Raw genomic sequence first — 24,972 nt, 5'->3', positions numbered from 1 at the left:
TGGCGTGGAGTTCAATTCGTGGTGGCGGCAGCCAGGCTTTCGATGATTTCCAACGGGTGGGGGATGGTTTTGCAATCAATGAGCTTTGTCTGGCATCTGCATGAGTAGCCAGTTGCCATTGCCTGTCGCCCCGCATGATCGGCAACCGCATCCGCCCAACTCATGGCGTACAGCTTTTCCGAAATTGGCCGGTTTCGTACCTCGTGTCCAAACGTGCCGGCCATTCCGCAGCACCCTACATTCGGGGTTTCAAGATCGACACCAAGTGCATCAAACACATTTTTCCATTGGTTGGCAGACGCCGGAATGTTGGATCGCTCGGTGCAATGGACCAGAAGGCGGAAGGCCGTTCTGCGCATCACATCCGCCGGAGCGAGACGACCGAGGTTTGCTGCGAGCCATTCCTGCGGAAGCAGAATAGGAGCTGCATTCGGCGTACTCCAGTAGGACTTATACTCGCTTCGGTAGGCAAGCGTCATCGAGGGATCCAAGCCGACCAGCGTTCCACCGGCATTCGCCAGCCTTTCCAGGTATCGAGCGGTCTTGGTCGCAGCTACGTCGAAGGACCTTAGATAGCCATGCACGTGACGGGCCTTGCCGTTGCGTGTCGGTCTCGCGAGATAGGGGATCAACCCCATTTTGCGAGCCAGCCTTATCGCCGCGAGCGCAACACCTGGTTCGAAATAGGCTGTAAACGGATCGGCAACGAACACCACAACTCTATCGCGATCGTCGTCAGAATGGTGAGCGATGTTCTCGAACGCGGCAATCCGCACTCCAAGACGTCGTGCTTCCTTCGCAAGCGATAGTCTCGGCAGAGTGGGAAGTGCGGTAAGGCCGACTATTCGCATCAGCGCTTGTCCAACCCGCGTGCCGGCAGCCAGATTGTAGACGGGTCTAGCACGCGCCATCCACGGCAACAGGGTCTCAATGGCGCCGACAAGCGAATCTTTCGTGGGGCGGAGATAGCGGCCGTAGTACAGTTCGAGAAATTTCGATCGAAACGCTGGCACGTTCACTTTGACCGGACACTGGCCCGCGCAAGCCTTGCACGCCAAACAAGTGTCCATCGCCTTGCGAACTTGATGAGAAAAATCGTTTTTGTTGCGAGGATTCAGCGAGTTGAAAGTTCGCCGAGGGAGCGACGTCACTGCGGCAAAACGCTTTCGGGTGAGGTTGGTTTCTCTGCTTGGATCAACATTCTTCTCCCGAAGCATGCGCAACCATTCACGGATAAGGCTTGCTCGACCCTTCGGGGAAAAACGCCTATCTCGAGTCGCCTTGAATGATGGGCACATGGGGCTTGATTCATCGAAATCAAAGCACGCTCCGTTCCCGTTGCAGTAACCGGCGTTGTCATATCCAGCACGCAAGTCATTACCAATCCCTTGATCGATCTTGCCCCTCAAAGGAACCTCGTCGATCTTAAGAAGTGGCTGCGAAGGCGACGGTGTCGCTATCTTGCCCGGGTTCATACGATTGTAGGGGTCGAAGACACCCTTGATTTCCTGGAGAGAAGGGTAAAGGTCGCCGAAGAACTCGGGCACGTATTCCGAGCGAACGCCTTTGCCGTGTTCCCCCCAGAGAACACCCCCATATTTTCTCGTCAGCGCAACGACGGCGTCGCTGATCTCTCTTACCATTTGCACGTGGTCAGGCCGTGTCAGGTCAAGCGCAGGACGAACATGGAGCACGCCGGCGTCCACATGACCGAACATGCCATAAGACAGGCCAGCGGCGTCGAGAAGCGCTCGGAATTCTCGAATGTATGCTGCAAGATTTTGGGGTGGGACCGCCGTATCCTCAACGAAGGCTATCGGCCTGATGGGGCCTTCGACGTTGCCAAGGAGGCCAACGGCTCGCTTTCGCATTGTCCATATCGCTTCGACGTTGGCATGGCCGCGAGCAAGGGTGTACCCAAGGCGCTCGCGATTGGCGACGTGGTCGAGCTCTTCAGTGACGTCCCGAATCTTTCTCGTCATGTCGTCTTCGTCGTCGGCGAGCAATTCGACGATGTTGATTCCGTTTGCTGCCGCGTTGTCCTCTTCGGGGAAGAATTCCGCGATCGCCGGCCATACAATATCGCTCTTGGCGAGGCCGAGAACCTTCTCGTCGACTGTCTCGACCGAGGCGACATTCAACCCGGTCAGCATTCTGGCATCTTCGAGAGCCGCGTTGAAATCGCTGTAGCGGATGTTGATAAGCGAAGTATGTTTTGGGAGTGGCAGGAGGTTAAGTTCCGCCTCAGCGATGAATGCCAGCGTCCCCTCGGACCCGCACAGTATGGCGTTGAGATCAAAGCGCCCGTCCTCACGACGAACGTGCGCGAGATCGTAGCCCGTCATGTACCTATTAAGGGTGGGAAAGACCGCCGCAATGCGCTCAGCCTTGTCGCGGGTGATCCTATCGACAGCACGATATACGTCGCCGATCCGATCCTGCCGCGCGGTTAGTTCTGCGAGTGCGGTTTGATCCAGCGCCCGCGACCACCAGTCGACGCCATCGACAAACACGATGCGCAGTCCCAACACGTGATTTGAGGTCTTGCCGTAAAGGCATGAACCTTGGCCGCATGCGTCGGTCGAAACCATTCCGCCAATCGTCGCTCGATTTGATGTCGAAAGCTCGGGTGCGAAGAAAAGCCCATGTTTTTTCAACGCGCGGTTCAACTTATCTTTGACCACACCGGCTTCGACGCGAGCAGTACGACGGACCGGATCGATGTCCAGAATTCGGTTCATATGGCGGGAGCAATCGACGACGATCCCCGAGGTCAGGGACTGACCGTTGGTGCCTGTGCCGCCGCCTCTAGGAGCCACGACGATTCCTTGGAAAGGCTCCTCGGAAAGGATCGCCGCTATGATCTTGAGGTCATCTGTATTCGATGGGAAAAGCACCGCGCTTGGCTCGACCTGGTAGATCGAGTTGTCTGTCGCGAATACGGTGCGCGAGTCTGCGCCGGTTTCAATGTCTCCAACAAAACCGGCTTCAACGAGGCGTTCGAAGAAGCCGGTTTCGATTGCAAGTGACAGTGGCGGCCGGAGGTAAGGTATCATTTGTCTAGGTCACTCCAGCCGCCGAAATCGAGCAAGATCACCGCAGTTCGGCGCAGGCTCGCGAAATCCGATCTAGCGCTTCCATCAATTCAGCTTCCGACGTTGCATAGGATATCCGGAAGAACGGGGATAGGCCGAATGCCGAGCCTGGAACGACGGCGACATGTGCCTCCTGCAGGAGGTAGTCGGTGAAGTCTGCGTCCGTATTTATCGTATTTCCTTTCGGCGTCTTCTTGCCGAGAACACCCGCGCAACTCGCAAATGTGTAGAAGGCGCCTTTGGGTGTGCGGCAACTAAGGCCATCGATCTCGTTCAGTCGGCTTACGACAAAATCACGCCTTTTCTGAAAGCTCTCCCGTCGTTCTTTTAGCAATTCTTGAGGACCGTTTAGAGCTTCCAACGCGGCTGCTTGGCTTATGGAGCTCGGGCAGGACGTTGCCTGGCTCTGAATCACAGCCATTGCCTTTATCAGCGCTTTTGGCCCTCCCGCGTAACCGATGCGCCATCCGGTCATGGCATACGCTTTTGAAACGCCATTGATCGTCAGAGTGCGCTGCTTCAATGCGGGCTCCAGCGCAACTGGTGTCACGAACTTGAAGTCGTCGTACACGATGTGTTCGTACATGTCGTCGACCATTAGCCAGACATGCGGGTGCCGAAGTAGGACATCCAGCAGTGGCCTATAGTCTTGCAACGCGTATGCCGCCCCGGAAGGATTGGAAGGGGAATTAAGAAGAACCCAGCGGGTCTTCGGCGTAATCGCTTGCTCGAGCTGCTCGGCTTGTAATCGGAAGCCGGCCTCGGCGTCGCATGAAACAAGTACCGACACGCCACCGCAGATTTCGACGATGTCGGAATACGATGTCCAGTAGGGGGTGGGAATGATGACCTGGTCGCCGTGGTCGAGGCTAGCCATAAAGGCATTGAAGAGGATCTGCTTTGCGCCGGTGGCGACAGTCACTTCGTCGATTTCGTAATCAACTCCATTCTCTCGGCGGAATTTCTCCACGACCGCTTTTTTCAACGCCGGCGTGCCATCCAGCGCCGTGTATTTTGTATCGCCTGCATCGATGGCAGCTTTAGCGGCATCTTTGACGTTGTCCGGTGTGTCGAAGTCGGGTTCGCCTGCGCCAAGAATGATAATCGGAAGGCCTTCGCGTTTCATCGCCGCTGCCTTCGCGCCGATCTGCAAGATCTTCGACACCCCTACCGCTCCAATGCGCGAGGCTGGGCGGAACCCAGCCTCCTCAATTTTCGGGTTAACGGTCATTGCTCGACTCACTCGATGTCGAAGGAGACGCCCTGTGCCAGTGGCAGCGCCTTCGAATAGTTGATGGTGTTGGTTGCACGGCGCATGTACCCACGCCAAGCGTCGGAGCCGGATTCGCGGCCGCCGCCAGTTTCTTTCTCGCCGCCGAATGCCCCCCCGATCTCGGCGCCCGAGGTGCCGATGTTGACGTTGGCAATACCGCAGTCGGAGCCGTCTACGGAGACGAAGCGCTCCGCCTCGCGCATGTCCAGAGTAAAGATCGACGACGACAGGCCGGCGCCGACTGCATTATGCTCGGCGAGCACGGCGTCGAAATCCGTGTACTTGATCACATAAAGAATTGGCGCGAATGTCTCCTCGAGCACTGGGCCTTCGTGCTTTGGCATTTCAACGAGCGCCGGCTTGACGTAGTAGGCATCTGCGAGACCCAGATCGACGCGCTCGCCGCCATGGACCTGACCGCCATGATCTCGAGCGTCGCTCAGTGCCTTTTGCATTCCATCAAATGCTGCCTTGTCGACGAGAGGGCCAACCAACGCGGAACTCTCTAGCGGGTTCCCTACCGAAACGCTGCCATATGCTTTCTTCAACCGTGGCACCAGCTGGTCGTACACGCTATCATGAACGAAGAGGCGACGCAGCGTGGTACAGCGTTGGCCGGCGGTACCCATTGCGCCAAATGCGATTGCACGAAGTGCCATGTCAAGATCAGCAGATGGGCATACGATGCCACCGTTGTTGCCGCCCAGCTCAAGGATCGATCGGGCGAAACGCTTGGCCAGCCGAGGTCCGACGTCACGGCCCATGCGGGTCGAACCCGTTGCAGAAACCAGCGCAACCTTGGGATGGTCGACCAACGTCTCTCCGATATCCCGGCCGCCGACGATTACCTGCGACAGAGCTTCCGGGGCGTCGCCGAAGCGCGACAGTGCGCGCTCAAGAATGGCCTGTGATGCCAACGCTGTCAGAGGTGTTTTTTCCGATGGCTTCCATACGACACTGTTGCCGCAGACCAGCGCGAGTGCTGTGTTCCAAGCCCAAACAGCGACGGGGAAATTGAAGGCGGAAATGACGCCGACGATGCCGAGAGGATGCCATGTCTCCATCATGCGATGACCGGGGCGTTCGGTCGCGATCGTGAGCCCGTAGAGCTGGCGTGAGAGACCGACTGCATAGTCGCAGATGTCGATCATCTCTTGGACTTCGCCAAGTCCTTCCGAAGGTATCTTGCCCGCCTCAATGGAGACCAGGCGGCCCAGATCTGCTTTAGCCGAGCGAAGTTCCTCGCCCAGGAGACGTACGAGTTCGCCGCGCTTGGGAGCTGGGACCTGTCGCCATGTTAGAAATGCTGCATGAGCGCGTTCGATGGCGTCGGCTGTCGCCTTTGCATCGACGGTCTTCAACTTGCCGATCCTCTCGCCTGTCACCGGCGAGAAGGAATCCATTTCACCGTCGGTGTAGGAGGATTTATCGACCCCAAGACGGTTGAGGATGGCAACGGCTTCGTCCCGTACGGACGACGACTTCACGGAAACGTTCATCTTTTGATACTCCAGTTCTATGTCATCTTTTTCTTGTCGGTGTTCACTGTGCCGCCGGTCTATGCGATAGCTTTGCCAAGCACTCGTCCAGGGAGGCTTTTTCAATGCCTGCATAATGGTCGAACTCGTTCAGCACTTTCGCTCCGAGATCCGCCTCGAAGCGCTGCTGGTTGGGGCTTGCGACGAATTCCTGCTGGGCGCCGTCGCCCAAGTTGGACTGAAAGATGCCGGCGGCGCTGACAGGAAGGAAGTCCTCGTATACAATCGGATCGAACTGGATAGCCCCTTGTGCGATCAGATCGTCGATATCCGTGGTGGTCGTGGCCGATCTCAGGGCGTTCTCGGTCAGCGAATAGCTGAAGTAACCGAGGCCTTCCTTCCTGATGGCCGCCCAGTCATCGGGGAACGCCGCAAACGTCCGGGATAGAGCGGCTTCATACGCTTGAGCATTCGAGCCGTCGGCTGCTGGGCGGACAACCTTGCGGGACTCGTCGAGGAGCTTGTCGTAAAGGGCGCGCCCCTTCGGCGTGAGTGCTATGCCGCGTTGTTCGATCTCGCCGAAGCGGGCAGTGTGGGAGCCCGTACGCCATCCGCCCTGACCGTCCTTGAACGCAACGGCTTCTTCCATCGCCTTGAAGGATGTCTGGCGAAGCAGGACAGGGCAGAGGCGGGTCGGTGGGCCTTCCACAACAGCTTTCGGAGCAATGCCATATTCAGGCATGAGCGCCTGCACCTTGTCGATGTCGAGAGTGCGAGGGGTTAGATGGTTGATATGTGGGCCCCGGAAGGAAACGACGTCGGCGATAAGCCGGTGCGCGTCATGCAACCGGTGATACATGTTCACATCAACGATGGCATTGTCGTGCCAACGGAATGTCTCCAGCACCTCCAACACAAACCGGTCCGCATCGGCAGGATTCAACCCACCCTCAAGCTCTGCTTTTTCGGTTAGCGCCACGGCGCCATCGGTGAAGATTTGGCGCTGCGCCAGGATTTTCCTTGCCTCTTCGCGAAGTGCTTCGTCGGCGACGAGGTCGAGACGCAACAGCGAGGTGAATACTCGGAATGGGTTTTTCTTTAGGGCAGCTTCGCCAACTGGCCGAAATGCTGTTGAGTGGACGGGAACACCTGCCGTAGATAGGTCGTAGTAGCCCACCGGATACATGCCCATGACTGCAAAGACCCGGCTCATCATGGCGAGTTCCTCGGCTTTCCCGAGCCGGATAGCCCCGTGGCGTTCCTCTGAAATGCGATGAAGGTTGTCCGTCGCTTGCAATCTTTCCGCTAGTGCCTTGTTCGCGGAAAGTGCCTCGTCATTTACACGGGCAACGAGATCCATCAGCGTTCCATAAGCGGGCACCTCGGCTCGGTACATCGCGGACATCGCGGTGGAAAAAGCGGATCTGATATCGCTTGAGGTGACATGGTCGGTCATGATGCTCGCCTTTGAAAAGTTTGCGACTTGATGCTGGAAAGGCAATATACGCTTGGCCTAAGGTACTGTATTGTGACAACTTCACCTAACTTGATGCGAGAACGGAATGGATATGCGCCGAAGCCTTGTTCCTGATATTGTCACTCTTCAGGCATTCGAGTGCGCGGCGCGTCACGCCAATTTCTCGCGCGCCGCGGAAGAATTGAACCTCACGCAAAGTGCCGTGAGTCGACAGATTGCGGATCTTGAGGCGCAGACCGGGCTGAAATTGTTCGAGCGTATCCGCCAGCGAGTCGTACTTTCCGATGCCGGGCGACAGTTCCTTCCTGACGTCAAAGATCTGCTATCCAGATCCGAGAGGCTGATGATCGATGCCGCGGCTGTGGGTAGAACACGTGCGCGACTGAAGATCGCGACTTTACCGACATTTGGCGCTCGATGGCTGGTACCCCGCCTGGGGGACTTTCTATCCGCTCATCCCGATGTGGCGATCACTGTAGAGTCTCGCTCCAGGCCGTTCAGCTTCATGGAAGACAGCTTCGATCTTGCTATTCACTACGGGCAGCCAGTTTGGGCAGGGGGCACACCAACATTCCTCTGCAGCGAGAAGGTTATGCCCATTGCAAGCCCTCGGCTTGTGCGAGATGTCGCGATCGATGACGTCGAAGCGATGACCGATTTGCCGCTCTTGCACCTGACCACACGTCCAAAGCTCTGGTCCCAGTGGTTCGAGCTTACCGGGCAAGGAGTTGAAAATGCTTATCATGGAGCACGTTTCGATCAATTTTCGATGATGATCGCCGCAGCGGTAGCTGGTCTGGGTGCCGCACTATTGCCGACTTACCTGATCGAAGACGAGCTCAGTTCCAGCGCGCTTAAGCCGCTGACGTCGAAAACGATGACGACCGAGAACGCTTACTACATCGTCCGCCCTGAAGAGAAGCAAAGCCTTCCTACCGTGGAGCAATTCCAGAGCTGGCTCTTGTCTCAGGTATCTGGAGGATTTGCTGAATAAGAAATGACCTGCGTTGATCGCCACATTCGCTTGGGAACCTCGGTACGCTTGGCGGCGTGATCCGCTGATAGGAAGCCACCGCCCGCGAAATAAACAATTGCCGGCTTAAGACCTTTCGTCCTAGGCACAAGAACATTTCGAGCTGGGTAATGGCCCGAACTTGCTTGATCCGCGTATCGATCACGCCGCTAGTGTCATCGATCTGAACTTGCGTTTTTTCGACGCGAAGGATTGCGCGCCCTCTGCATAACGGGAATGGCCGTTTTTTCATCAGCAACAGACTATCGGTCACCATTGCTGCTTCTAGAAATAACCTACCAAGGAGGAATTTATGCACAGTCTTCATCTCAATCTCTCAAAGGAAATGCGCCTTTAAGTGAGGCTTTGGCCGGTTCTAGTAAACGGCAGAAGACAAGCTTGCACGTTCAGCGGCATTGCAACACTCTGCTTCATGTCGGCTTTCGCTTGGATGCACGTTCTACGGTCGTCCAGAATTTCTCGGCCAACTCTGTCATGCGTGACCGCGATCGGATCAGCACGATCTTGACCGGTACGTTCCACTTCTCGTCGCCGGCGACTGCAAGCTTGCCTGCTGGTTCCAGCTCGGAATTGGCAAGGCTCCGCGGTATCCACGCGACACCCTTGCCTTCGAGTGCCAAGGCCTTCAAGACCATTGCCAGGTGAGATGTGAACACGCGCGCAAGATGTAATTCGCTGCCGACGTGCGGCAGGTTGGCGGCCAAGATTCTGCCCATTCCGGACTTCTCGTCGAACGATATATGCGCAACAGGATCTAACGGTGTGCCAGGTAGTTTGTGGATTGGCGCTCCCTCATTATTCTTCTGAGCCACCGGGAGAAGAACGTCGCTGGCGAGTTCCACGTACTTGAAATCGGCTTCATGCAATCGAATTTCGCTGTTTGGATGGAAGTGGCAGAGAAGAAACTGCGCTCGGCCTTCGGCCATCATCTTCTCACACTCATTCATATTGTCCGAGAGGAGCCGGATTGGGACGGTCGCCACCGACGAGCCAAGACTTTGGACCCAACCCGGGAAAAAGGTGAACGACAAGGCGTGCGTCGCTGCAAAGGTCAGGGTCGCAGTGGCGGACCGTTCCTGGCTCAAGTCCTGGGTTGCCCTCTCGATCCTTTGGAGAATATCATTTGCAGCATCCAGCATGATTTCGCCCGCGGGCGTAATCCTGATGCGGTGCGTCGAACGATCGACCAGAACGGATCCGCTCCAATCTTCAAATGCCTTTATCCGTCGACCGAAAGCGGGCTGGGTAATGTTTCGCATCTCCGCAGCCCTCGAGAAATTGAGGGTGTCGGCGAGGGCTCGCAGATCTAAAAGCCAGGCAGTATCCATTTCATCCTCTCACTCACGGCATCAATTGAAGCCGAAACGGCATTGGACCGTCAATCGCTTGTTCGCGAATGTTGCGTTGAGGAGTGCCGTTGTTGGAGACGACGGCAAATGGGAGGAAGACAATGAAGGTACTATCGATCATAGCTGCATTTACGCTATCAGTCACCCCGGTTTTTGCCGCGGACTACCCGGAGCGCAATATATTCATGGTGGTTCCCTACGCGCCTGGTGGGCCAACCGATACCATCGCCCGGCTTACCGCCGACGCCATGTCAAAGTCGCTCGGCAAGCAGATCGTCGTGGAGAACGTCGCCGGCGCAGGTGGAACGATCGGTGCCCGGCGTGTGGCGGATGCGGATCCGGACGGGTATACGATTCTCGTTCATCATATTGGAATGGCGACGGCTCCGGCACTTTACAGACAGTTACCCTATAATCCCACGGAAGCGTTTGAACCGATCGGCCTTGTCAGCGACGCCGCGATGACGGTCATCGCGCGCAATGAGTTCCCGGCTTCGACGTTTCAGGAACTCGTCGCCTACATCAAGCAGAACGGTAACAAGGTCACCTACGCCCATGCCGGCATTGGAGCCGCGTCCCATCTCTGCGGAACGCTGTTCATGTCAACGATCGGAACGCAGATGACGACCGTTCCCTACAAGGGAAATGGCCCGATCATGACGGATTTGCTCGGTGGCCAGATCGATATGACCTGCGACCAGGCAACGAATACTGTCGGTCCGATCACACAGAAGCAGGTGAAGGCATATGCGATTACCAGTGACGCGAGGGCTGCCACGTTGCCCGATGTTCCAACGACTACTGAAGCTGGATTGCCCGAATTCAAAGTCGGCGTCTGGCATGGCGTATACGCCCCCAAAGGCACGCCGAAAGACGTCCTGGACAAGCTGACGACGGCACTCCAGGCCGCAATGGAAGACGCTACCTTGAAAGAACGCTTCGCGCAGATCGCCACTATGCCTGCGACGAAGGAGCAGGCGACCCAGGAGGCGCTTCGCACGAAGCTCGATTCCGAAATCAAGCGGTGGGATCCCATCATCAAGGCTGCCGGTCAGTTTGCAGATTAAGATTGATAGTTCGACTGCGGGGTAAAGCCCGCAGTCGAACGGAGGTCCTCCATGGATATCAAGAATGTTGCCGCTTCCGGCACGCTGCTGGCCGTCGGGATCGGCTTCGGTATTTCGTCCGTGTTTACAATGGACGTCGGCTCTGCACTCAGAATGGGCCCGGGCTATTTCCCTCTGATCCTGTCGATCGTCATCACGGTGATCGGCATCGCCATCGGCCCTAAGGCCCTCAGGGACACTGAGGTCTTTCACCCGCAGATCGCACCCTTGCGGGCTCTGGTCGCCATTATCATCGCGCCGATCCTGTTCGGCCTGACCGTCCGTGGCCTGGGGTTTGTGCCAGCGGTGGCGATTACCTCGTTATCTGCCGCAACTGCCGCGACCGGGCAAAAACCGCTTGTCGTTCTTGCCATCACTTTGGGCATCACCGTGTTCTGTCTGGGCGTCTTCTACTATGGCCTCGGGCTGCCCGTCCGTCTTATCGGTCCCTGGTTGGGAGTATAGACTATGATGGACCTCATCAGTAATCTGGGGCTCGGCCTGAGCGCGGCTCTGACGCCCTATAACATTCTCTTTTGCTTCGTGGGCACGCTGCTCGGAACGCTGGTCGGCGTTCTCCCGGGGATCGGCCCGACGGCAACAATCGCCATGCTCCTGCCAATCACGCTTTCGCTTTCGCCCGAGACATCTCTGATCATGCTTGCCGGCATCTACTACGGCGCACAGTACGGCGGCTCGACGACGGCGATCCTTATCAATCTGCCGGGCGAATCCTCGTCGGCCGTGACGGCCCTGGATGGATACCAAATGGCGCGGCAGGGGAGAGCAGGGCCGGCACTTGCCGCAGCGGCGCTCAGTTCCTTCTTTGCCGGGACGATCGCGACCGTGGTCGTAGCCGCACTTGCACCGCCGCTGACGATGATTGCGCTCAAATTCGGCTCGCCCGAATATTTCGGCCTGATGGTCCTCGGGCTCGCCGCCTCCATCGTTCTCGCCCGCGGATCGGTACTGAAGACGATCGCCATGGTCTCGATGGGCCTTGTCTTCGGACTTGCCGGAACGGACATTAACACAGGGGCGATGCGTTTCACGCTCGGCCGGCCGGAACTGGCGGACGGTTTGAACTTCGTCGCCGTTGCCGTGGGCCTTTTTGGTATCGCCGAAATACTGCGAAACCTGGAGACGACGATCGAGCGAACCGCCGTCATCAGCCGTGTTGCAGGCCTCTGGCCAAGTCGCGCAGATTTCAAGGCCATGATCGGGCCGGCATGCCGGGGCACGCTGTTGGGGTCCGCGCTTGGCGTTCTTCCGGGCGGCGGCGCGATCCTGGCGTCCTTCGCATCCTATGCGCTGGAGAAGAAAATCTCCAAGACACCAGAGCGCTTCGGCCATGGCGCGATCGAGGGAGTTGCGGGACCGGAGGCTGCGAACAATGCCGGGGCGCAGACCTCCTTCATTCCTATGCTGACCCTCGGCGTGCCCGCCAATCCCGTCATGGCGCTCATGATCGGCGCGATGATCATCCAGGGCATCGTGCCGGGACCGCAGGTCGCGACCGAGCAACCCGTTCTGTTCTGGGGCCTCATCGCCTCGATGTGGATCGGCAACCTGCTTCTCGTCATCCTCAATCTGCCACTTATCGGCCTGTGGGTTAAGCTTCTGACCGTTCCCTACACGGTGCTGTTTCCGGCGATCCTCGCCTTCGCCTCGATTGGCGTCTACAGCGTGAACTCCAACACGTTCGATCTCTATGTGATGGCCGCGTTCGGTGTGCTCGGTTACGTATTGTCGAAGCTGGATTTCGAGCCCGCGCCCATGCTGCTGGGCTTCGTCCTCGGGCCCCTGCTGGAGGAGCATCTGCGCAGGGCGATGACGATTTCGCACGGCGACGTCTCCGTCTTCGTCACGCGGCCCATCAGCGCAGGCCTTCTGGCCGTCGCCCTCATGGTGCTGGTCGTCGCCTTTCTCCCCAACATCGCGAGACGTCGCAACGAGGTCTTCGTCGAGGAAGACTGATCGAACTGGAGCATGACTTTGGAACACAGAACCAACCGCGTCTACAAGATCGCTTCCATCGCGGGAGACGGGATCGGGAAAGAGGTCGTTCCCGAAGGCATCCGGGTCCTCGAAGCGGCATCGAAAAAGTTCGGCTTCGAGCTTCGGATCGCCGGCTTCGACTTCGCATCCTGCGATTACTACGTGAAGCACGGGCAGATGATGCCGGAGGACTGGAAGGCGCAGATCGGTGGTCACGACGCCATTTTCTTCGGCGCAGTCGGTTGGCCGGAGATCGTTCCCGATCATATTTCGCTCTGGGGTTCGCTGATCCAGTTCCGGCGGGAATTCGACCAGTATGTCAGTCTTAGGCCCGTGCGGCTGATGCCCGGCGTCACGTCTCCTCTCGCCGGGCGCGGCCCTGGCGATATCGACTTCTACGTCGTCCGGGAGAACACCGAGGGTGAGTATTCGTCGATCGGCGGGCGCATCCTCCCGGGAACCGAGCGGGAAACAGTTCTGCAGGAAACGGTGATGACGCGGATCGGCGTCGATCGGATCCTGAAATTCGCCTTCGATCTCGCCCAGACCCGGCCCCGCAAGCGCCTGACCTCCGCCACCAAGTCGAACGGCATTTCCATCTCGATGCCCTACTGGGACGAGCGGGTAGAGGAGATGGCCAAATCCTATCCGGATATCGCCTGGGACAAATATCATATCGATATTCTCTGCGCGCATTTCGTGCTGAACCCCGACCGCTTCGACGTGGTCGTCGCATCGAACCTGTTCGGCGACATCCTTTCGGATTTGGGTCCGGCCTGCACCGGCACGATCGGCATCGCGCCATCGGGTAACATCAACCCGGAGCGGAAATTCCCCTCACTGTTCGAGCCCGTCCACGGATCGGCGCCGGATATCGCGGGGCAGGGCATCGCCAATCCCATCGGACAGATATGGTCGGCAGCGATGATGCTGGACCATCTTGGAGAGCATGACGCCAGCGCCGCCGTGATGGCCGGCATCGAGACGGTGCTCGCCGATCGAAGGCTTCGGACACGCGACCTGGGCGGAGATGCGGACACCGTCACTTGCGGAAAGGCCGTTGCGGAAACCCTTTAATGACATGCCGTGGCGCTGAATATGCCGGCAGCCGCTCAATGAAGCCGAATTGGCATCGCCGGGTATTCGATTCTATGGAGGCGGATAGAGCGATTCAGTCAAGTATCCTTATCGTCCGCCCAGGTTCTCATTCTACTTCGTCAAATTGCGAGAACTGGCAATGTCGAAACGGCACCAATACAAATCGTCAGAGCATTGGAATGCGCGGCCTCGCTCGGCTACCAAGGCATTAGTCCTCTCGTCTGATCGCTGCGAAGGTGCAGCAGAGAGACAACATTCGCTATCTACCTAAAGCTGAACCGGAGATCCACATGCGTATCGTCGACGTCTGCGAAGTCACTAAGCCCATCGCTTCGCCCATCCGCAACGCCTATATCGACTTCTCGAAGATGACAGCCAGTCTCGTCGCCGTCGTCACCGACGTCGTCAAGGACGGCCGCCGCGTCGTTGGTTACGGCTTTAACTCGAATGGCCGCTATGGCCAGGGCGGCCTGATCCGCGAGCGGTTCAAGGACCGCATCCTGGAAGCCGATCCGGCGGACCTGATCAACGAGGCAGGCACCAATCTCGACCCGCACAAGATCTGGGCGAAGATGATGATGAACGAGAAGCCGGGTGGTCATGGCGAGCGCTCGGTAGCTGTCGGCACTATCGACATGGCGATCTGGGATGCCGTTGCCAAGATTGAGGGCAAGCCGCTCTTCCGCCATCTAGCCGACATGAAGGGCCGCGGGGCCAACCCCAAAGTCTTCGTCTACGCCGCCGGCGGCTACTACTACCCCGGCAAGGATAACAGTGCCCTCCGCAAGGAAATGCGCGGCTATCTCGACCTCGGCTACAATGTCGTCAAGATGAAGATCGGTGGCGCGTCGATCGAGGAAGACCGGGGCCGCATCGAATCCGTTCTGGAGGAAATTGGCTCGCAGGCAAAGCTAGCTGTGGATGCAAACGGCCGCTTCGATCTGGAGACCGGCATCGCCTATGCCAAGATGCTGCGCGACTATCCGCTCTTCTGGTACGAGGAAATCGGCGATCCGCTCGACTATGCGCTGCAGGCCGCTATCTCTGAATTCTATGACGCGCCAATGGCAACGGGTGAGAACCTATTTTCCCATCAGGACGCTCGCAACCTGCTTCGTTACGGGGGCATGCGCGCCGACCGTGACTTCCTGCAGTTCGACTGCGCCCTATCCTACGGTCTCGTCGAGTATCTGCGCACGCTGGACGTGCTGCGCCAGTTCGGCTGGTCGCCATCGCGCTGCATTCCGCACGGTGGTCACCAAATGTCGCTCAATATTGCCGCCGGTCTCGGGCTCGGTGGCAACGAGAGCTATCCGGATCTCTTCCAGCCCTATGGCGGCTTCCCGGACGGCGTCAAGGTTATTGATGGCCACATCACGATGCCGGAACTGCCGGGCATCGGCTTCGAAGGCAAATCCGATCTGATCAAGGTCATGCGCGAACTCGCCGAGTAATCGCGTATCCCGTGGGGAGCGTTCATGCCGCTCCCCACGGTTTCTCTACAATGATATCTCGCAAGAATCGACGGCCTCTCTCGACTATCACAGTCACCGCCCAGACCAACTTGCTCGCAGCCTGTCGCGGCGGTTCTCGATGGCGGTCACCTGCAGTCCGGCAAAGTGGTCGCAGACGAACGAACGCCGTCAGAAATGACAGCGGCCTGATAGATCTCGCGCACACCCCAGCCGGATTGTCGGGAAGCCGGCTTGCGTGCGTGGATGAGGCTCGTCATCCCGTTCGTTGTTTGACGCGATGCAATCTTCCGTTCACGGCCTGATGCGCGGATCGAGCCCGTACTGGGGCGGCGCGCCTAGATGGTCGCGTAGGGTTTTCCCCTCGTAGTCGCGATGAAACAGCCCGCGATCCTGCAGGAGAGGGACCACGCCATCGACGAGCGCATCGATGCCGTCTTCGTAGACGTCTGGCGACAGCCAGAAGCCGTCGGCTGCACCGGCCTCGAACCAGGCTTGCATATGATCGGCAGCTTCGACGGCGGGTCCGGCAATGACCGGGTGATAGTCGATCACGCCATGCGCCAGAATATCCCGCAAGCTCCAGCCCTCCCTGGCGATGTTCAGGGCATGTGCCGAGCGGGGATCGCGCGGCGACGGGCGAGCCGCCGAGATTTGAGCCTGTGACAGTGGCTCGTCGAGCCGGGCCACCTGGAGCGGCAACCCTAGCATCTGCCCGAGATATCCGACGCGCTGTGGGAAGGTTTCCCCGCTGACTGCAATCCGGCGGTCGAGCCCGCTCCGTCTGTCGGGCGCAATCGTCGTCATCAGGCCCGGAAAGAACTTGACGTCGTCGGGATCGCGGCCGGCCCGTTCCGCCGCATTGCGGAGCGCAGTGCGCTGCGCACGGGCCGCCTCCATCGTGTAGACCGCGCCGATGACGCCGCTTGCATATCGGCCCGCGACCTCCAGCCCCTGGTCGCCACCGCCCGCCTGAAAGATGACCGGCTGGCCCTGTTCGGATGGCGGGAGCGGCAGCGGACCGCTGGCGCCGACATGGCTCCCGTGAAGATTGATGGGCCGGATCCTGGAAGAGTGCGCGAAATGCCCCGATGCGGCGTCATGCACCCATGCCCCCATTTCCCAGCTGCCCCAGAGGGCCTGAACGATCTGGATCGACTCATGGAGACGCTGGTATTTTTCGCCGCGGGACGGCAGTTCGCGACCGTAATTGGCGGCGATCGCGGGATCGCTGGTCGGAACCGCATTCCATCCCGCCCGGCCATGGCTCATCAGGTCGAGAGCCTTGAACTGGCGCGCCAGATTATAGGGCTCGTTGAACGTGGTCGAGCCGGTCGCGACCAGCCCGATCCGCTCGGTGCCACGCGCGACGGCCGCAAGAGTCATCATCGGATCGATGTTGATCATCGGGGCTTCGGTCTCGACATTGCCGGTCAGTACCGGAAAGTCCGGCATGAACAGGAACTGGAACTTGCCCCTTTCCGCCGCCTGGCCATATCGCACCTGGCTGTCAAAGTTAGTGTAGTTCCGGGGATCGACTCCCGCCATGCGCCATGCGCCCGGCTGGGAGCCATAACCGTTTCCGAAATGCATTCCGATCATCATTTTTCGCGACATTATCGATTCCATGTGCCGGCCCTCGCAGGGCTCGTTGGCCGCGTCATCTGGTCTGTACCGGTCATTATTGGCGTTGTGGCAGCGCGGCGATCCCGGGGAGGCGACGGCAGGTGTATTTTCGCCGTGGATGCATAAGATGGCGAGCTACAGGAACAGGGCCCTGTTCAAACGCACGAGAAAGTCCGCGTCGGGATTGCTCTTCTTGTCGCCGAGCCTCTCCTGAACCGCAGCGACGGACAGGTCTCGCCGCTGCGGCAGCCGGGATCTTTCCGTGGAGGCGAGTGCATCGGGCATCTCAATGGCCGTGAGGTCCGTGCAGTAAACGGGGGCGCCGGGCTGCTGGCGCCATGACTCGGAAAGCGGTCCAGCATCGACCGCGTCGAATCCCGTATCGCCGACAAGCGCCATGGCGACTCGTCGGTCGCGTTCATTATCTGCAGCGACTGGTATGGCGATCCGATCCGGGTGACCCGCAGGTTTTCCCAGTCGGGCGAAAGAATCGGAACCGATCGCATTCCAGGCCTTTACGACCGGTCGGCCGAGTTGTCTGGAGACCCAGACACTCTCGACTTCGCCGGCTTCTATATCAGCGATCTTGGTATCACGCATCGGATAGTAGTTGGACGTATCGATCACCACCGTGTCCTCTGGAAGGGCGGCAATTTTGGGCGCAATTTCGGGCAGGCGGTTGAGTGGGATCGAAAGGATTAGGATATCGGCGTCCTCGACTGCCTGCTCGATCGTTACTGCGCGTCCACCAGATGCAAATATTGATGCATCGATCGTTTCAGGACCACGTGAGTTTGCAACTTTCACATCGTACCCGGTTCTACTGAGTTCACGGACCAGCGTTTTTCCAATGTGGCCGGCACCAAGAATACCAACTTTCATCATATTTCCTCTGTCGCTCACGCGGTGACGGCGCGGTTGCGGGCGACAATGTCGTCGTGAGTAAGGCTATTGCCTCTCTCCATGAATCCCTTGATCAGGATCTCGCGGTTATCCGCCGACCGGCTTTGATCTGCTTTTCCAAGAGCCGTTTTCAGCTCATCAGCCGTCAGTTCCGTGCAATAGGCAGGCGTGCCTGGCTGCTGTCGCCATGAGGTCGCAAGCCCCCCGGCATCGACGGCGTCGAAGCCTGTCGCCTCTACCAGTTCTATGACACGCGACTTTGCTACGGGATCGTCACCCGCTACCGGAAGGGCGATACGGCCGGGTTGCGACTTGTCTACCCCTTTTTCCGCGAGAGTCGCAGAAAGCACCGCATTCCAGGCTTTAATGATCGGTCGGTTGATCTGCTCGGTGACCCAGACCGCTTCCGGTTTGCCACCATCGACGTCGGTAATCGCTCCGTCCCGAAACGGATAGTAGTTGGACGTGTCTACCACGACGACGTTCTCTGGGACATTTTCAAACAAATCGGCAAGATCGCGATGCGCTGAGAACGGGATGGAGAGGATCACAATATTCACCCCGGTCACGGCCTCTTCCTTGGTCGTTGCCGTCGCACCGACGTCCGCGGCAAGGCCGCGGATCGACTCCGGGCCCTTGGAGTTTGCGAGCTTTATCTCGTGCCCTGCAGCAGAGAGCTTGCGTGCCAGAGTCGCGCCGATGTTGCCTGCGCCGATAATTCCGATCTTCATATCATTTCCTTGCAGTGAGAGTTGGAGTCAACGCACTCCAATGGACTAGTGACTTTTTGTGCTCCGAAGAATAGGTATAGCTATGTGATAGGGCAAGAACCGACTAAAAAGTGTGTAACCCACCTTGAGGTAAGTATGGCAATCGAACGAGACTGGCGCTGCGACGATCCCAAGCAGCAATCGATCTGGGCAGCTGCGACCAGGGACGCTCTTCAGGTCCTTGAGGGGAAATGGAAGATCGTCATCATCTGTCAGCTGTTCGGAGCAAAGGGTCCGTTGCGGTTCTCCGAATTGGAAAAGCGTGTCGAGGGCGTGAACCAGAAAATGCTGATCCAGCAGCTTAAGGAGCTGGAGAAGGACGGCATTGTCACACGGACTGTCTATCCCCAGGTTCCGCCACGCGTTGAGTACGCACTCAGCGATATGGGCATTGCCCTGGGTCCATCCATGGCAGAACTGATCGACTGGGCCTTCATGCGGCGTGACATGCATCAACCCGCAAATAATTAGCACGCCGGTTCCCGCCGAGCTTTAAGGGTGGCTATGGCGCCCTGGGCTCGCTGCATTCTCGACTGTACGCGATGCAGTTGATGCAAAACTCAGCCTGGCCGACAACCGGGTTGAGGCAGCACTCTGGAACGTTCAAATCTGTTCGCCCTTCCGCTGGCAGTAGAAGCGGACGCAGAGACGGTGTAGCGCGCTGGTCGCCGTTTCGGACGTCAATACGGACGCCGCTGCAAAACTGGCGGCGCAATATGGCGCCGAGGCGCGCTCCAGTTCCGACATCATCAACGATCCCGCCATCGACGCGGTGCTCATCGCGACATCGACGGACACCCACTCGGACCTGATCGAGGCGGCGACGAGGGCCGGTAAGGCCGTGCTCTACGAAAAGCCTGTCGATCTCAGCCTCGAGCGCGCACGCGCATGCCAGATCGTCGCTGCCGCCACCGGCAAACCCGTGATGATTGGCTAGAACTTTGCAGCCCTCAAGGCTGCCGCCGACCGGGGCGATCTCGGCAAGACAGAACTGCTGTCGATCACCTCATTCGATCCGGCGCCATCTCCGGTCGCCTACATCAAGGTTTCCGGCGGTCTGTTCCGGGACATGAGGATCCATGACTTCGACATGGCCTGCTGGATCTTCGGTGGCGCGCCCGAGACGGTAACGGCCATCGGAAGCTCGATTATCGATCCGGAGATCGGTGCGGCGGGCGATGTCGACACCGCTGCCGTCACGCTGAAATTCTCCGATGGCCGCATCGCCGTCATCAAGAACAGCCGGCGCGCGGTCTATGGCTATGACCAGCGCATCGAGTTGCTGGGCTCCGAGGGTCTCCTGTCGGCGGGCAATATCCTGGAGAACACTGTCACCCGATCGACGAAAGATGGTGTGACCGGCGCCAAGCCGGAATTCTTTTTCCTTGAGCGCTATATGCGCGCTTACTCGATCGAGTGGAATGCCTTCGTCGAAGCCATCACGTCGGGTTCGGCTCTGCCGGTTTCGCTTGATGACGGCGTCAATGCGCTGGCGCTGGCAGAAGCCGCGACGCGGTCCCTGAAAACCGGGCAGACCGTCAGCCTTGCTGAGATCATTTAGGCTGGAGGAAAATCGCCAATGCTCGACACCGTCACGGCTCCGGCGCCCAGCTTCCGCAGCCTCAAAGAGAGAATCTCCAGGCGCGATATCCTGTTTCCGACGCGCGTCGAGGAGGTTGCTCGCCTGTGTTTGGATCATCCCGAACTCCTTGCCTTCGGCCCGACCAGCGACATCGCAAGACGCGCGGGCGTCTCAAGCTCGACCGTCTTGAGGTTCGTCGCAGTGATGGGATTTTCGAATATCAAGGCTGCGTGTAAGGTTTTTCAGGATGAAATTCGGCGTCGATCGCAAGTCTATGGCTGAGCTGTCGCGAGCGAACGATCTTTTCTATCCGATCTTTCTATCAACCTGTTAGGCGAGGATTTGAGTTGAGCAAACTTGGCGTTGGACTGATTGGTACGGGGTATATGGGGAGTGCCACGCATTGGCATGGAACTCGGTCGCGGCCACGTTCGGCACGTACATCCGGCCCCGCCTCGTGTATCTCAGGGCGGATCACCAACACCCGCTTGGAGATGGACGGCGAGCTTGCCGTCCGCCCTCAAGTTTCCCGTTTGGACAACGCGGCCAAATCGTTCTCTAACAACAATCTGGCTGCTTCGCGGTTGGCCTGCACAATTTCAGGGTCAGGAATCGACTGTGCCATCACGAACGAGCCTTGGATAAGCGACAGGATCTGGATGACGGCTCGCTTAGGGTTACCCAAAGCGAGCGGCTCAATAAGCGATGCAACGAATTCATGCAGTTCCTTGAAATACTCGGCAATTGTCGCCTGCACTTCCGGGGTGTTCGCCTCGGGTCCGAATTCTGCCAGTCCTCTCGCGAACGAACAGCCGCGGAAAGTACGTGCTTGGAGGGGTTCATCTATCGCGTCGAAAATTGCGAGTACACGCTCAACTGTCGACAGACCAGGCTTTTCCGTCGCGGTCGCGAGCATCTGGAACCAGATAGCTCTCGTGTCGCGCAGATAGGTAGCGATGAGGGCAGCTTTCGAGGGGAAGTGCTTATAGAAAGTCATCTTCGCCACGCCGCTTTCAGCGATGATCCGGTCTATTCCGACAGAGTTGATGCTGAGCCGGTAAAACAGGTCCGAAGCAGTCCTTATGACGCGTTCTCGCGGGGCTAGCTCATCAAGCGATCGCCCATCTACATTCCCAAACTCACCACGCGTTTGCATTTCCCGATACCTCAGATTCTTCACCTACATATAGACAGACTATTCTGTAAATTTTGCGATTGCAAATACATACAGGTCTGTCTAATTGTGGTTTACGGCCGATGGATTATAAAGAAAGGACTTAAGATGAGCGGAAAAGTTGTTGTTGTGACAGGCGCGAGCAGTGGTTTCGGGAAACTCACGGTGTTGGAGCTCGCAAGGCGGGGTCATACGGTAGTTGCAACCATGCGGGACATCGAAGGGCGAAATGCCCAAGTTGCGAGGGAGCTTATCGATGCGGCGAAGGCAGAAGGGCATGGGCTGCAAGTCCTTGAGATGGACGTCTCTAATGAGGCATCGGTCAACTCTACGATCGAGCAGGTCATCAAGCAGCACGGAAAGATCGACGTCCTGGTCAACAACGCCGGACTGATGCCCGTCGGGATCACGGAAGCCTACACGGTCGCGGACGTCGAACGGCTCTTTGCGGTCAATTTCTTTGGAGCCGTGCGGGCCGACCGCGCGGTCCTGCCGCATATGCGTGCGGCCGGCAGCGGACTCCTCGTTCATGTGACATCCCTGATGGGTCGGGTGGTCTTTCCGTTCTTCGGAACGTACTCCGCGAGCAAGTTCGCGCTCGAGGGGCTCGCCGAAGCCTATCGCTACGAACTGAAGGGCTTTGGAATCGACTCCGTCATTGTCGAGCCGGGGCCGTTCCCGAGCAACCTTATCTCGTCAAGCCCGGAGCCATCCGACCAAACGGTGCTTGCATCCTACGGCGAGGTTGCGGCAATCCCGGGTCAGATCAAGGCGCATGCCAATGACGGACAGGACGAGGCCAATCCCCCGCGCCCTCAACGCGTGGCCGATGCCATCGCGGAACTGGTCGAGGCCACGGAGCGGCGTCCATTGCGCACGGTCGTCATGCCCGAAGGTCTGGACTTCGGCGTTCATCGACTGAACGAGGCCGTACGCCCTATTCAGAACGAGATGCTGACCTCGTTTGGCATGTCAGAGATGCTGTGACAGGAGCCCGACGATGAGCGTACTCTACAGCACCAAAGTCACAGCGATCGGTGGCCGCAGCGGTACCGTCCGCAGCGAAGACGGCCTTCTTGATCTTCCGCTGGCGTTGCCCACGACGATGGGCGGTAAGGGCGGTGCGACCAATCCGGAGCAACTGTTCGCGGCCGGCTATGCGGCCTGCTTTGAAAATGCGGTGATCCACGTCACCCGCAACAAGGCCACCAGGGTGAAGGATACCGACATCGTGGTGGTGGCCGAAGTGGGCTTGTCACCAAATGGCAGCGGTGGGTTCGTCCTTTCAGTGGCGCTCGACGTCACGATCGCCGGAGTCGATCAGGCGACGGCTGAGGAGATCGTAAAGGCGGCGCATGCGACGTGCCCCTATTCGAACGCGGTGAGGGGCAACATCGACGTGGCCATCACCGTTACGACGAACTGATGTCGGTGCGGGGGGCGGAAATGACGGAAAAGGGCGACAACGCGTCGAGCCCTGATCTGCAAATCCGGCTCCCGCTTATCGCGCGTCAACGGCTGCCGTAGCTCCAATTGCGCCCAGAGATCGACAGCGTATTCGACTTCGACAAAGCCTGCGCAGCCTTCGAGCAGCTTTCAAACCTAACCGTCTTAGGCCACGGTCGTCATTTTGCAACCGACCGCGAATTGAACTTTCAAGGAGATTTTAGCATGACCGCTTATGCGATTTTTATTCAAGAACGCAGCCGCAATGCAGCTGAACTGCAGACATATGCCGAAATGTTGAGGCCACTGCTGGGAGAATCGGGAGCGACCGTACTTGCCGCTCACGGCCCTCAGGATGTCCTCGAGGGGGCCGCTCCGGAAGGCGTGGTGATGGTCAGCTTTCCCACTATGGAAGCGGCACGCGCCTTTTACGACAGTCCCGAATACCAGGCTGCCGTAAAACACCGGTTTCTCGGGGCCGACTATCGGTCCTTCATCATAGGCGGGGTCAACTAAGCCCGCTCCGCTTCCTGTCCCACGAAACTCATCAAAAATGGTGCCCGCCCTTTGGGGCGGGTACCAATCAATCAAAACACATCGCCTACTAAAGAACGTCTCGATTTTCTCGATGGCATTCGGAACTTGCGATCGTGGAGATAGTCATGGCCGACACCGAGATCCTCATCTCGGAATTATGAACGATAACAAGAATCGTCGAATGAACCGCCACTCTATTAGAGTTCCATAAATAGGCGTTACGCCGCGAACTCCACCTTATCAAGCACTTAGCCAATCTACTTGGGATGTCGTCGGTTCCAATCCCTTCAAGGCGACCAATTGCACGCTCGGCGCTGACGTCGACTTTGAAATCTGACACATGCGTCCCTAATGGGACTGATTATACACACTTCTATGTCCGTTCACTGAAACGCTGCCACCGATTTTGCCCCACGTACTTGATTTGGTATGCGGGGCACATTCGGTGGCGCTGCTTGTTTGCCGTACTTGAAAGAGCCTTCCTGTTTCCCTCCGCAACATTACAGGCTGCAAGATATACAGGCCAAGGCTCCGTCAGAGCATTTAATCGACCGAAAGTACTTCGCCCGTGCGCCGATCGATCACGACTTTGATGTCGTCACCGTCACGGTCTGCGCCCCGTACGATAAAGACATTGCGTCTGCGGGCGACGTCATCCACATCCTGCACGCCGTTGCCTCGCGCTATGCGAATGGCTTGGCGCTCACTAATACCCATGTCACGCGGCGGCGGCTCCATGCCCGGATTGACGCGTACGCCACCGGGGCCGATCTCGATGCTTTGTGAGAAGGATGGTGTTGCTGACATGATTGTCGCAACTGCGATCGCCGCTATGGCAAAATTCTTGAGCATGGGGCCGTCCAGAAAAATTATGGTACGATACTGACACTTTTCCCTTCGCCGTTTCAGGGCGAATAATCAAGAGCAGTATCTTTCCTCCAATGGTCCTCGGCTCTGATTTTGGGGGGAATTGACCTGATCATGCGCGCGCAAGGTCGGTTGCCGTCTCTCGGCGGCGAGACAATGGAAACGGGATAACTTCAGCCGAAGCTGTAGATTTGCCTTCCGCCGTCTGCAGAAGATCGTCGATCAGTTTCGCGATATCCGCGTCCCGCAAGCCCGGAAAGGCCAGAGTAGCCTCGCTCATAAGCGTGGTAAGGATGACCGCCGGGGGATCGCTCGCGGTGATCAGGGTCGTAAGATTGTCAGCCATGTCATTCATTGTTTTGAGTGCACCGCCAACCACATCATGTGTTTGTTGCATTTAGGGTTTCTCGTTGTTAATCCAACGCCATTCCGGTAGCCGCGGCTATCTTGCTTAAGGGTATAAATAACCAACCGCATTTTAACGATCGGTTCAGGGATCGGCTTAGCGGCGATCTGTCCGGCTTGTGAGTCGACCGAAGGATAGCAGATCAAATGAGTGTCGGCCGACCGAGCTCACAATGCGGATAAGCTGCGATGATATCATCGCTAATCCGGTCGGCACCCCGCCGGAAGGGGGTGATTTTCCGCCTCGAGAACACACATCTGGAATGCACCACATGACGGTGAA

Annotated in this window: 24 protein-coding genes and 2 pseudogenes; 14 read left to right on the top strand and 12 right to left on the bottom strand. The window is 58.1% G+C overall.

Features of this window, described 5'->3' with window-relative positions; translation table 11 throughout:
- Positions 1 to 11: 11 nt before the first annotated feature.
- Genes JTP94_RS13720 through JTP94_RS13705 form a run of 4 tightly spaced genes read right to left on the bottom strand, consistent with a single transcriptional unit; the run spans position 12 to position 7,302 of the window.
- Positions 12 to 3,056: an FAD-binding and (Fe-S)-binding domain-containing protein gene (locus JTP94_RS13720; protein WP_204851048.1), complete on the bottom strand. Its 3,045-nt coding sequence runs from the start codon at positions 3,054 to 3,056 to the stop codon at positions 12 to 14.
- 37 nt (positions 3,057 to 3,093) lie between these two features.
- The gene (locus JTP94_RS13715; RefSeq protein WP_204851047.1) at positions 3,094 to 4,326 is read right to left on the bottom strand and encodes a pyridoxal phosphate-dependent aminotransferase; all 1,233 of its coding nucleotides are present in this window, start codon (positions 4,324 to 4,326) and stop codon (positions 3,094 to 3,096) included.
- 8 nt (positions 4,327 to 4,334) lie between these two features.
- A complete protein-coding gene (locus tag JTP94_RS13710; RefSeq protein WP_204851046.1) occupies positions 4,335 to 5,867 on the bottom strand; it encodes an aldehyde dehydrogenase family protein in 1,533 nt (510 codons plus the stop codon).
- Between the two features lie 43 nt (positions 5,868 to 5,910).
- Positions 5,911 to 7,302, bottom strand: a complete 1,392-nt coding sequence (locus tag JTP94_RS13705; protein WP_204851045.1) for a VOC family protein — start codon at positions 7,300 to 7,302, stop codon at positions 5,911 to 5,913.
- Positions 7,303 to 7,408: 106 nt separating this feature from the next.
- Here JTP94_RS13705 and JTP94_RS13700 point away from each other — a divergent pair, with 106 nt between their 5' ends.
- A complete protein-coding gene (locus tag JTP94_RS13700) occupies positions 7,409 to 8,317 on the top strand; it encodes a LysR family transcriptional regulator (RefSeq protein ID WP_204851044.1) in 909 nt (302 codons plus the stop codon).
- A 449-nt stretch (positions 8,318 to 8,766) separates the two neighbouring features.
- Here JTP94_RS13700 and JTP94_RS13695 read toward each other — a convergent pair whose 3' ends face one another.
- A complete protein-coding gene (locus tag JTP94_RS13695) occupies positions 8,767 to 9,684 on the bottom strand; it encodes a LysR substrate-binding domain-containing protein (RefSeq protein ID WP_204851043.1) in 918 nt (305 codons plus the stop codon).
- A gap of 122 nt (positions 9,685 to 9,806) precedes the next feature.
- Between JTP94_RS13695 and JTP94_RS13690 the strand changes: the two genes are divergently transcribed.
- The 5 genes from JTP94_RS13690 to JTP94_RS13670 all read left to right on the top strand — a co-directional run bounded on the left by JTP94_RS13690 (position 9,807) and on the right by JTP94_RS13670 (position 15,361).
- Entirely contained in the window at positions 9,807 to 10,772 is a 966-nt protein-coding gene (locus tag JTP94_RS13690) for a tripartite tricarboxylate transporter substrate-binding protein (RefSeq protein WP_204851042.1), read from the top strand.
- Between the two features lie 51 nt (positions 10,773 to 10,823).
- Entirely contained in the window at positions 10,824 to 11,276 is a 453-nt protein-coding gene (locus JTP94_RS13685) for a tripartite tricarboxylate transporter TctB family protein (protein WP_204851041.1), read from the top strand.
- A 6-nt stretch (positions 11,277 to 11,282) separates the two neighbouring features.
- On the top strand, positions 11,283 to 12,788 hold the full coding sequence (locus JTP94_RS13680; protein WP_204851149.1) for a tripartite tricarboxylate transporter permease: 1,506 nt from the start codon (positions 11,283 to 11,285) through the stop codon (positions 12,786 to 12,788).
- A gap of 12 nt (positions 12,789 to 12,800) precedes the next feature.
- Positions 12,801 to 13,886 (top strand): tartrate dehydrogenase, encoded by a 1,086-nt coding sequence (locus tag JTP94_RS13675; protein WP_204851040.1) that lies wholly within the window; start codon positions 12,801 to 12,803, stop codon positions 13,884 to 13,886.
- 311 nt (positions 13,887 to 14,197) lie between these two features.
- Positions 14,198 to 15,361, top strand: coding sequence for a mandelate racemase/muconate lactonizing enzyme family protein (locus JTP94_RS13670; RefSeq protein ID WP_210384119.1), 1,164 nt, complete (start codon positions 14,198 to 14,200; stop codon positions 15,359 to 15,361).
- 312 nt (positions 15,362 to 15,673) lie between these two features.
- Here the strand turns inward: JTP94_RS13670 and JTP94_RS13665 are convergent, their stop codons facing one another.
- The 3 genes from JTP94_RS13665 to JTP94_RS13655 form a co-directional block, all read right to left on the bottom strand.
- Positions 15,674 to 16,996, bottom strand: a complete 1,323-nt coding sequence (locus tag JTP94_RS13665) for an NtaA/DmoA family FMN-dependent monooxygenase (RefSeq protein WP_204851039.1) — start codon at positions 16,994 to 16,996, stop codon at positions 15,674 to 15,676.
- 144 nt (positions 16,997 to 17,140) lie between these two features.
- Positions 17,141 to 17,887: an NAD(P)-binding domain-containing protein gene (locus tag JTP94_RS13660; protein WP_204851038.1), complete on the bottom strand. Its 747-nt coding sequence runs from the start codon at positions 17,885 to 17,887 to the stop codon at positions 17,141 to 17,143.
- Positions 17,888 to 17,904: 17 nt separating this feature from the next.
- Positions 17,905 to 18,639: an NADPH-dependent F420 reductase gene (locus JTP94_RS13655; protein ID WP_204851037.1), complete on the bottom strand. Its 735-nt coding sequence runs from the start codon at positions 18,637 to 18,639 to the stop codon at positions 17,905 to 17,907.
- Positions 18,640 to 18,774: 135 nt separating this feature from the next.
- On the opposite strand from JTP94_RS13655, the gene JTP94_RS13650 reads away from it, so the two are divergent.
- Positions 18,775 to 19,149: a helix-turn-helix domain-containing protein gene (locus tag JTP94_RS13650; RefSeq protein ID WP_204851036.1), complete on the top strand. Its 375-nt coding sequence runs from the start codon at positions 18,775 to 18,777 to the stop codon at positions 19,147 to 19,149.
- Positions 19,150 to 19,281: 132 nt separating this feature from the next.
- Here the strand turns inward: JTP94_RS13650 and JTP94_RS35485 are convergent, their stop codons facing one another.
- The gene (locus JTP94_RS35485) at positions 19,282 to 19,458 is read right to left on the bottom strand and encodes a hypothetical protein (RefSeq protein ID WP_246754935.1); all 177 of its coding nucleotides are present in this window, start codon (positions 19,456 to 19,458) and stop codon (positions 19,282 to 19,284) included.
- Between JTP94_RS35485 and JTP94_RS35480 the strand changes: the two genes are divergently transcribed.
- The 4 genes and pseudogenes from JTP94_RS35480 to JTP94_RS35470 all read left to right on the top strand — a co-directional run.
- Positions 19,382 to 19,615: a Gfo/Idh/MocA family oxidoreductase gene (locus JTP94_RS35480; RefSeq protein ID WP_246754956.1), complete on the top strand. Its 234-nt coding sequence runs from the start codon at positions 19,382 to 19,384 to the stop codon at positions 19,613 to 19,615. The two genes, JTP94_RS35485 and JTP94_RS35480, sit on opposite strands and share 77 nt — an antisense overlap.
- Positions 19,616 to 19,630: 15 nt before the next feature.
- Positions 19,631 to 20,239, top strand: a pseudogene (locus tag JTP94_RS35475) (Gfo/Idh/MocA family oxidoreductase); the annotation flags it as partial.
- 18 nt (positions 20,240 to 20,257) lie between these two features.
- The gene (locus JTP94_RS13640; protein WP_204851035.1) at positions 20,258 to 20,542 is read left to right on the top strand and encodes an RpiR family transcriptional regulator; all 285 of its coding nucleotides are present in this window, start codon (positions 20,258 to 20,260) and stop codon (positions 20,540 to 20,542) included.
- 65 nt (positions 20,543 to 20,607) lie between these two features.
- Positions 20,608 to 20,726: pseudogene (locus JTP94_RS35470) on the top strand (gfo/Idh/MocA family oxidoreductase); the annotation flags it as partial.
- A gap of 54 nt (positions 20,727 to 20,780) precedes the next feature.
- Here the strand turns inward: JTP94_RS35470 and JTP94_RS13635 are convergent.
- Positions 20,781 to 21,416, bottom strand: a complete 636-nt coding sequence (locus JTP94_RS13635) for a TetR/AcrR family transcriptional regulator (protein ID WP_204851034.1) — start codon at positions 21,414 to 21,416, stop codon at positions 20,781 to 20,783.
- A 126-nt stretch (positions 21,417 to 21,542) separates the two neighbouring features.
- On the opposite strand from JTP94_RS13635, the gene JTP94_RS13630 reads away from it, so the two are divergent.
- The 3 genes from JTP94_RS13630 to JTP94_RS13620 all read left to right on the top strand — a co-directional run bounded on the left by JTP94_RS13630 (position 21,543) and on the right by JTP94_RS13620 (position 23,396).
- The gene (locus JTP94_RS13630) at positions 21,543 to 22,421 is read left to right on the top strand and encodes an SDR family oxidoreductase (protein ID WP_204851033.1); all 879 of its coding nucleotides are present in this window, start codon (positions 21,543 to 21,545) and stop codon (positions 22,419 to 22,421) included.
- A gap of 13 nt (positions 22,422 to 22,434) precedes the next feature.
- A complete protein-coding gene (locus JTP94_RS13625; RefSeq protein ID WP_204851032.1) occupies positions 22,435 to 22,860 on the top strand; it encodes an organic hydroperoxide resistance protein in 426 nt (141 codons plus the stop codon).
- Between the two features lie 107 nt (positions 22,861 to 22,967).
- Entirely contained in the window at positions 22,968 to 23,396 is a 429-nt protein-coding gene (locus JTP94_RS13620) for a DUF1330 domain-containing protein (RefSeq protein ID WP_246754931.1), read from the top strand.
- A gap of 564 nt (positions 23,397 to 23,960) precedes the next feature.
- Here the strand turns inward: JTP94_RS13620 and JTP94_RS13615 are convergent.
- A complete protein-coding gene (locus tag JTP94_RS13615) occupies positions 23,961 to 24,269 on the bottom strand; it encodes a PepSY domain-containing protein (protein ID WP_204851031.1) in 309 nt (102 codons plus the stop codon).
- A gap of 127 nt (positions 24,270 to 24,396) precedes the next feature.
- Complete coding sequence (locus JTP94_RS13610) at positions 24,397 to 24,630, bottom strand: hypothetical protein (RefSeq protein WP_246754930.1); 234 nt, start codon at positions 24,628 to 24,630, stop codon at positions 24,397 to 24,399.
- Between the last annotated feature and the right edge of the window lie 342 nt (positions 24,631 to 24,972).

The sequence above is a fragment of the Martinezella lusitana genome (assembly GCF_016901135.1).
Classification (GTDB): domain Bacteria; phylum Pseudomonadota; class Alphaproteobacteria; order Rhizobiales; family Rhizobiaceae; genus Rhizobium; species Rhizobium lusitanum_D.
Note: the sequence above shows the minus strand (reverse complement) of the source record. Positions and strands in the feature narration are given on the sequence as shown.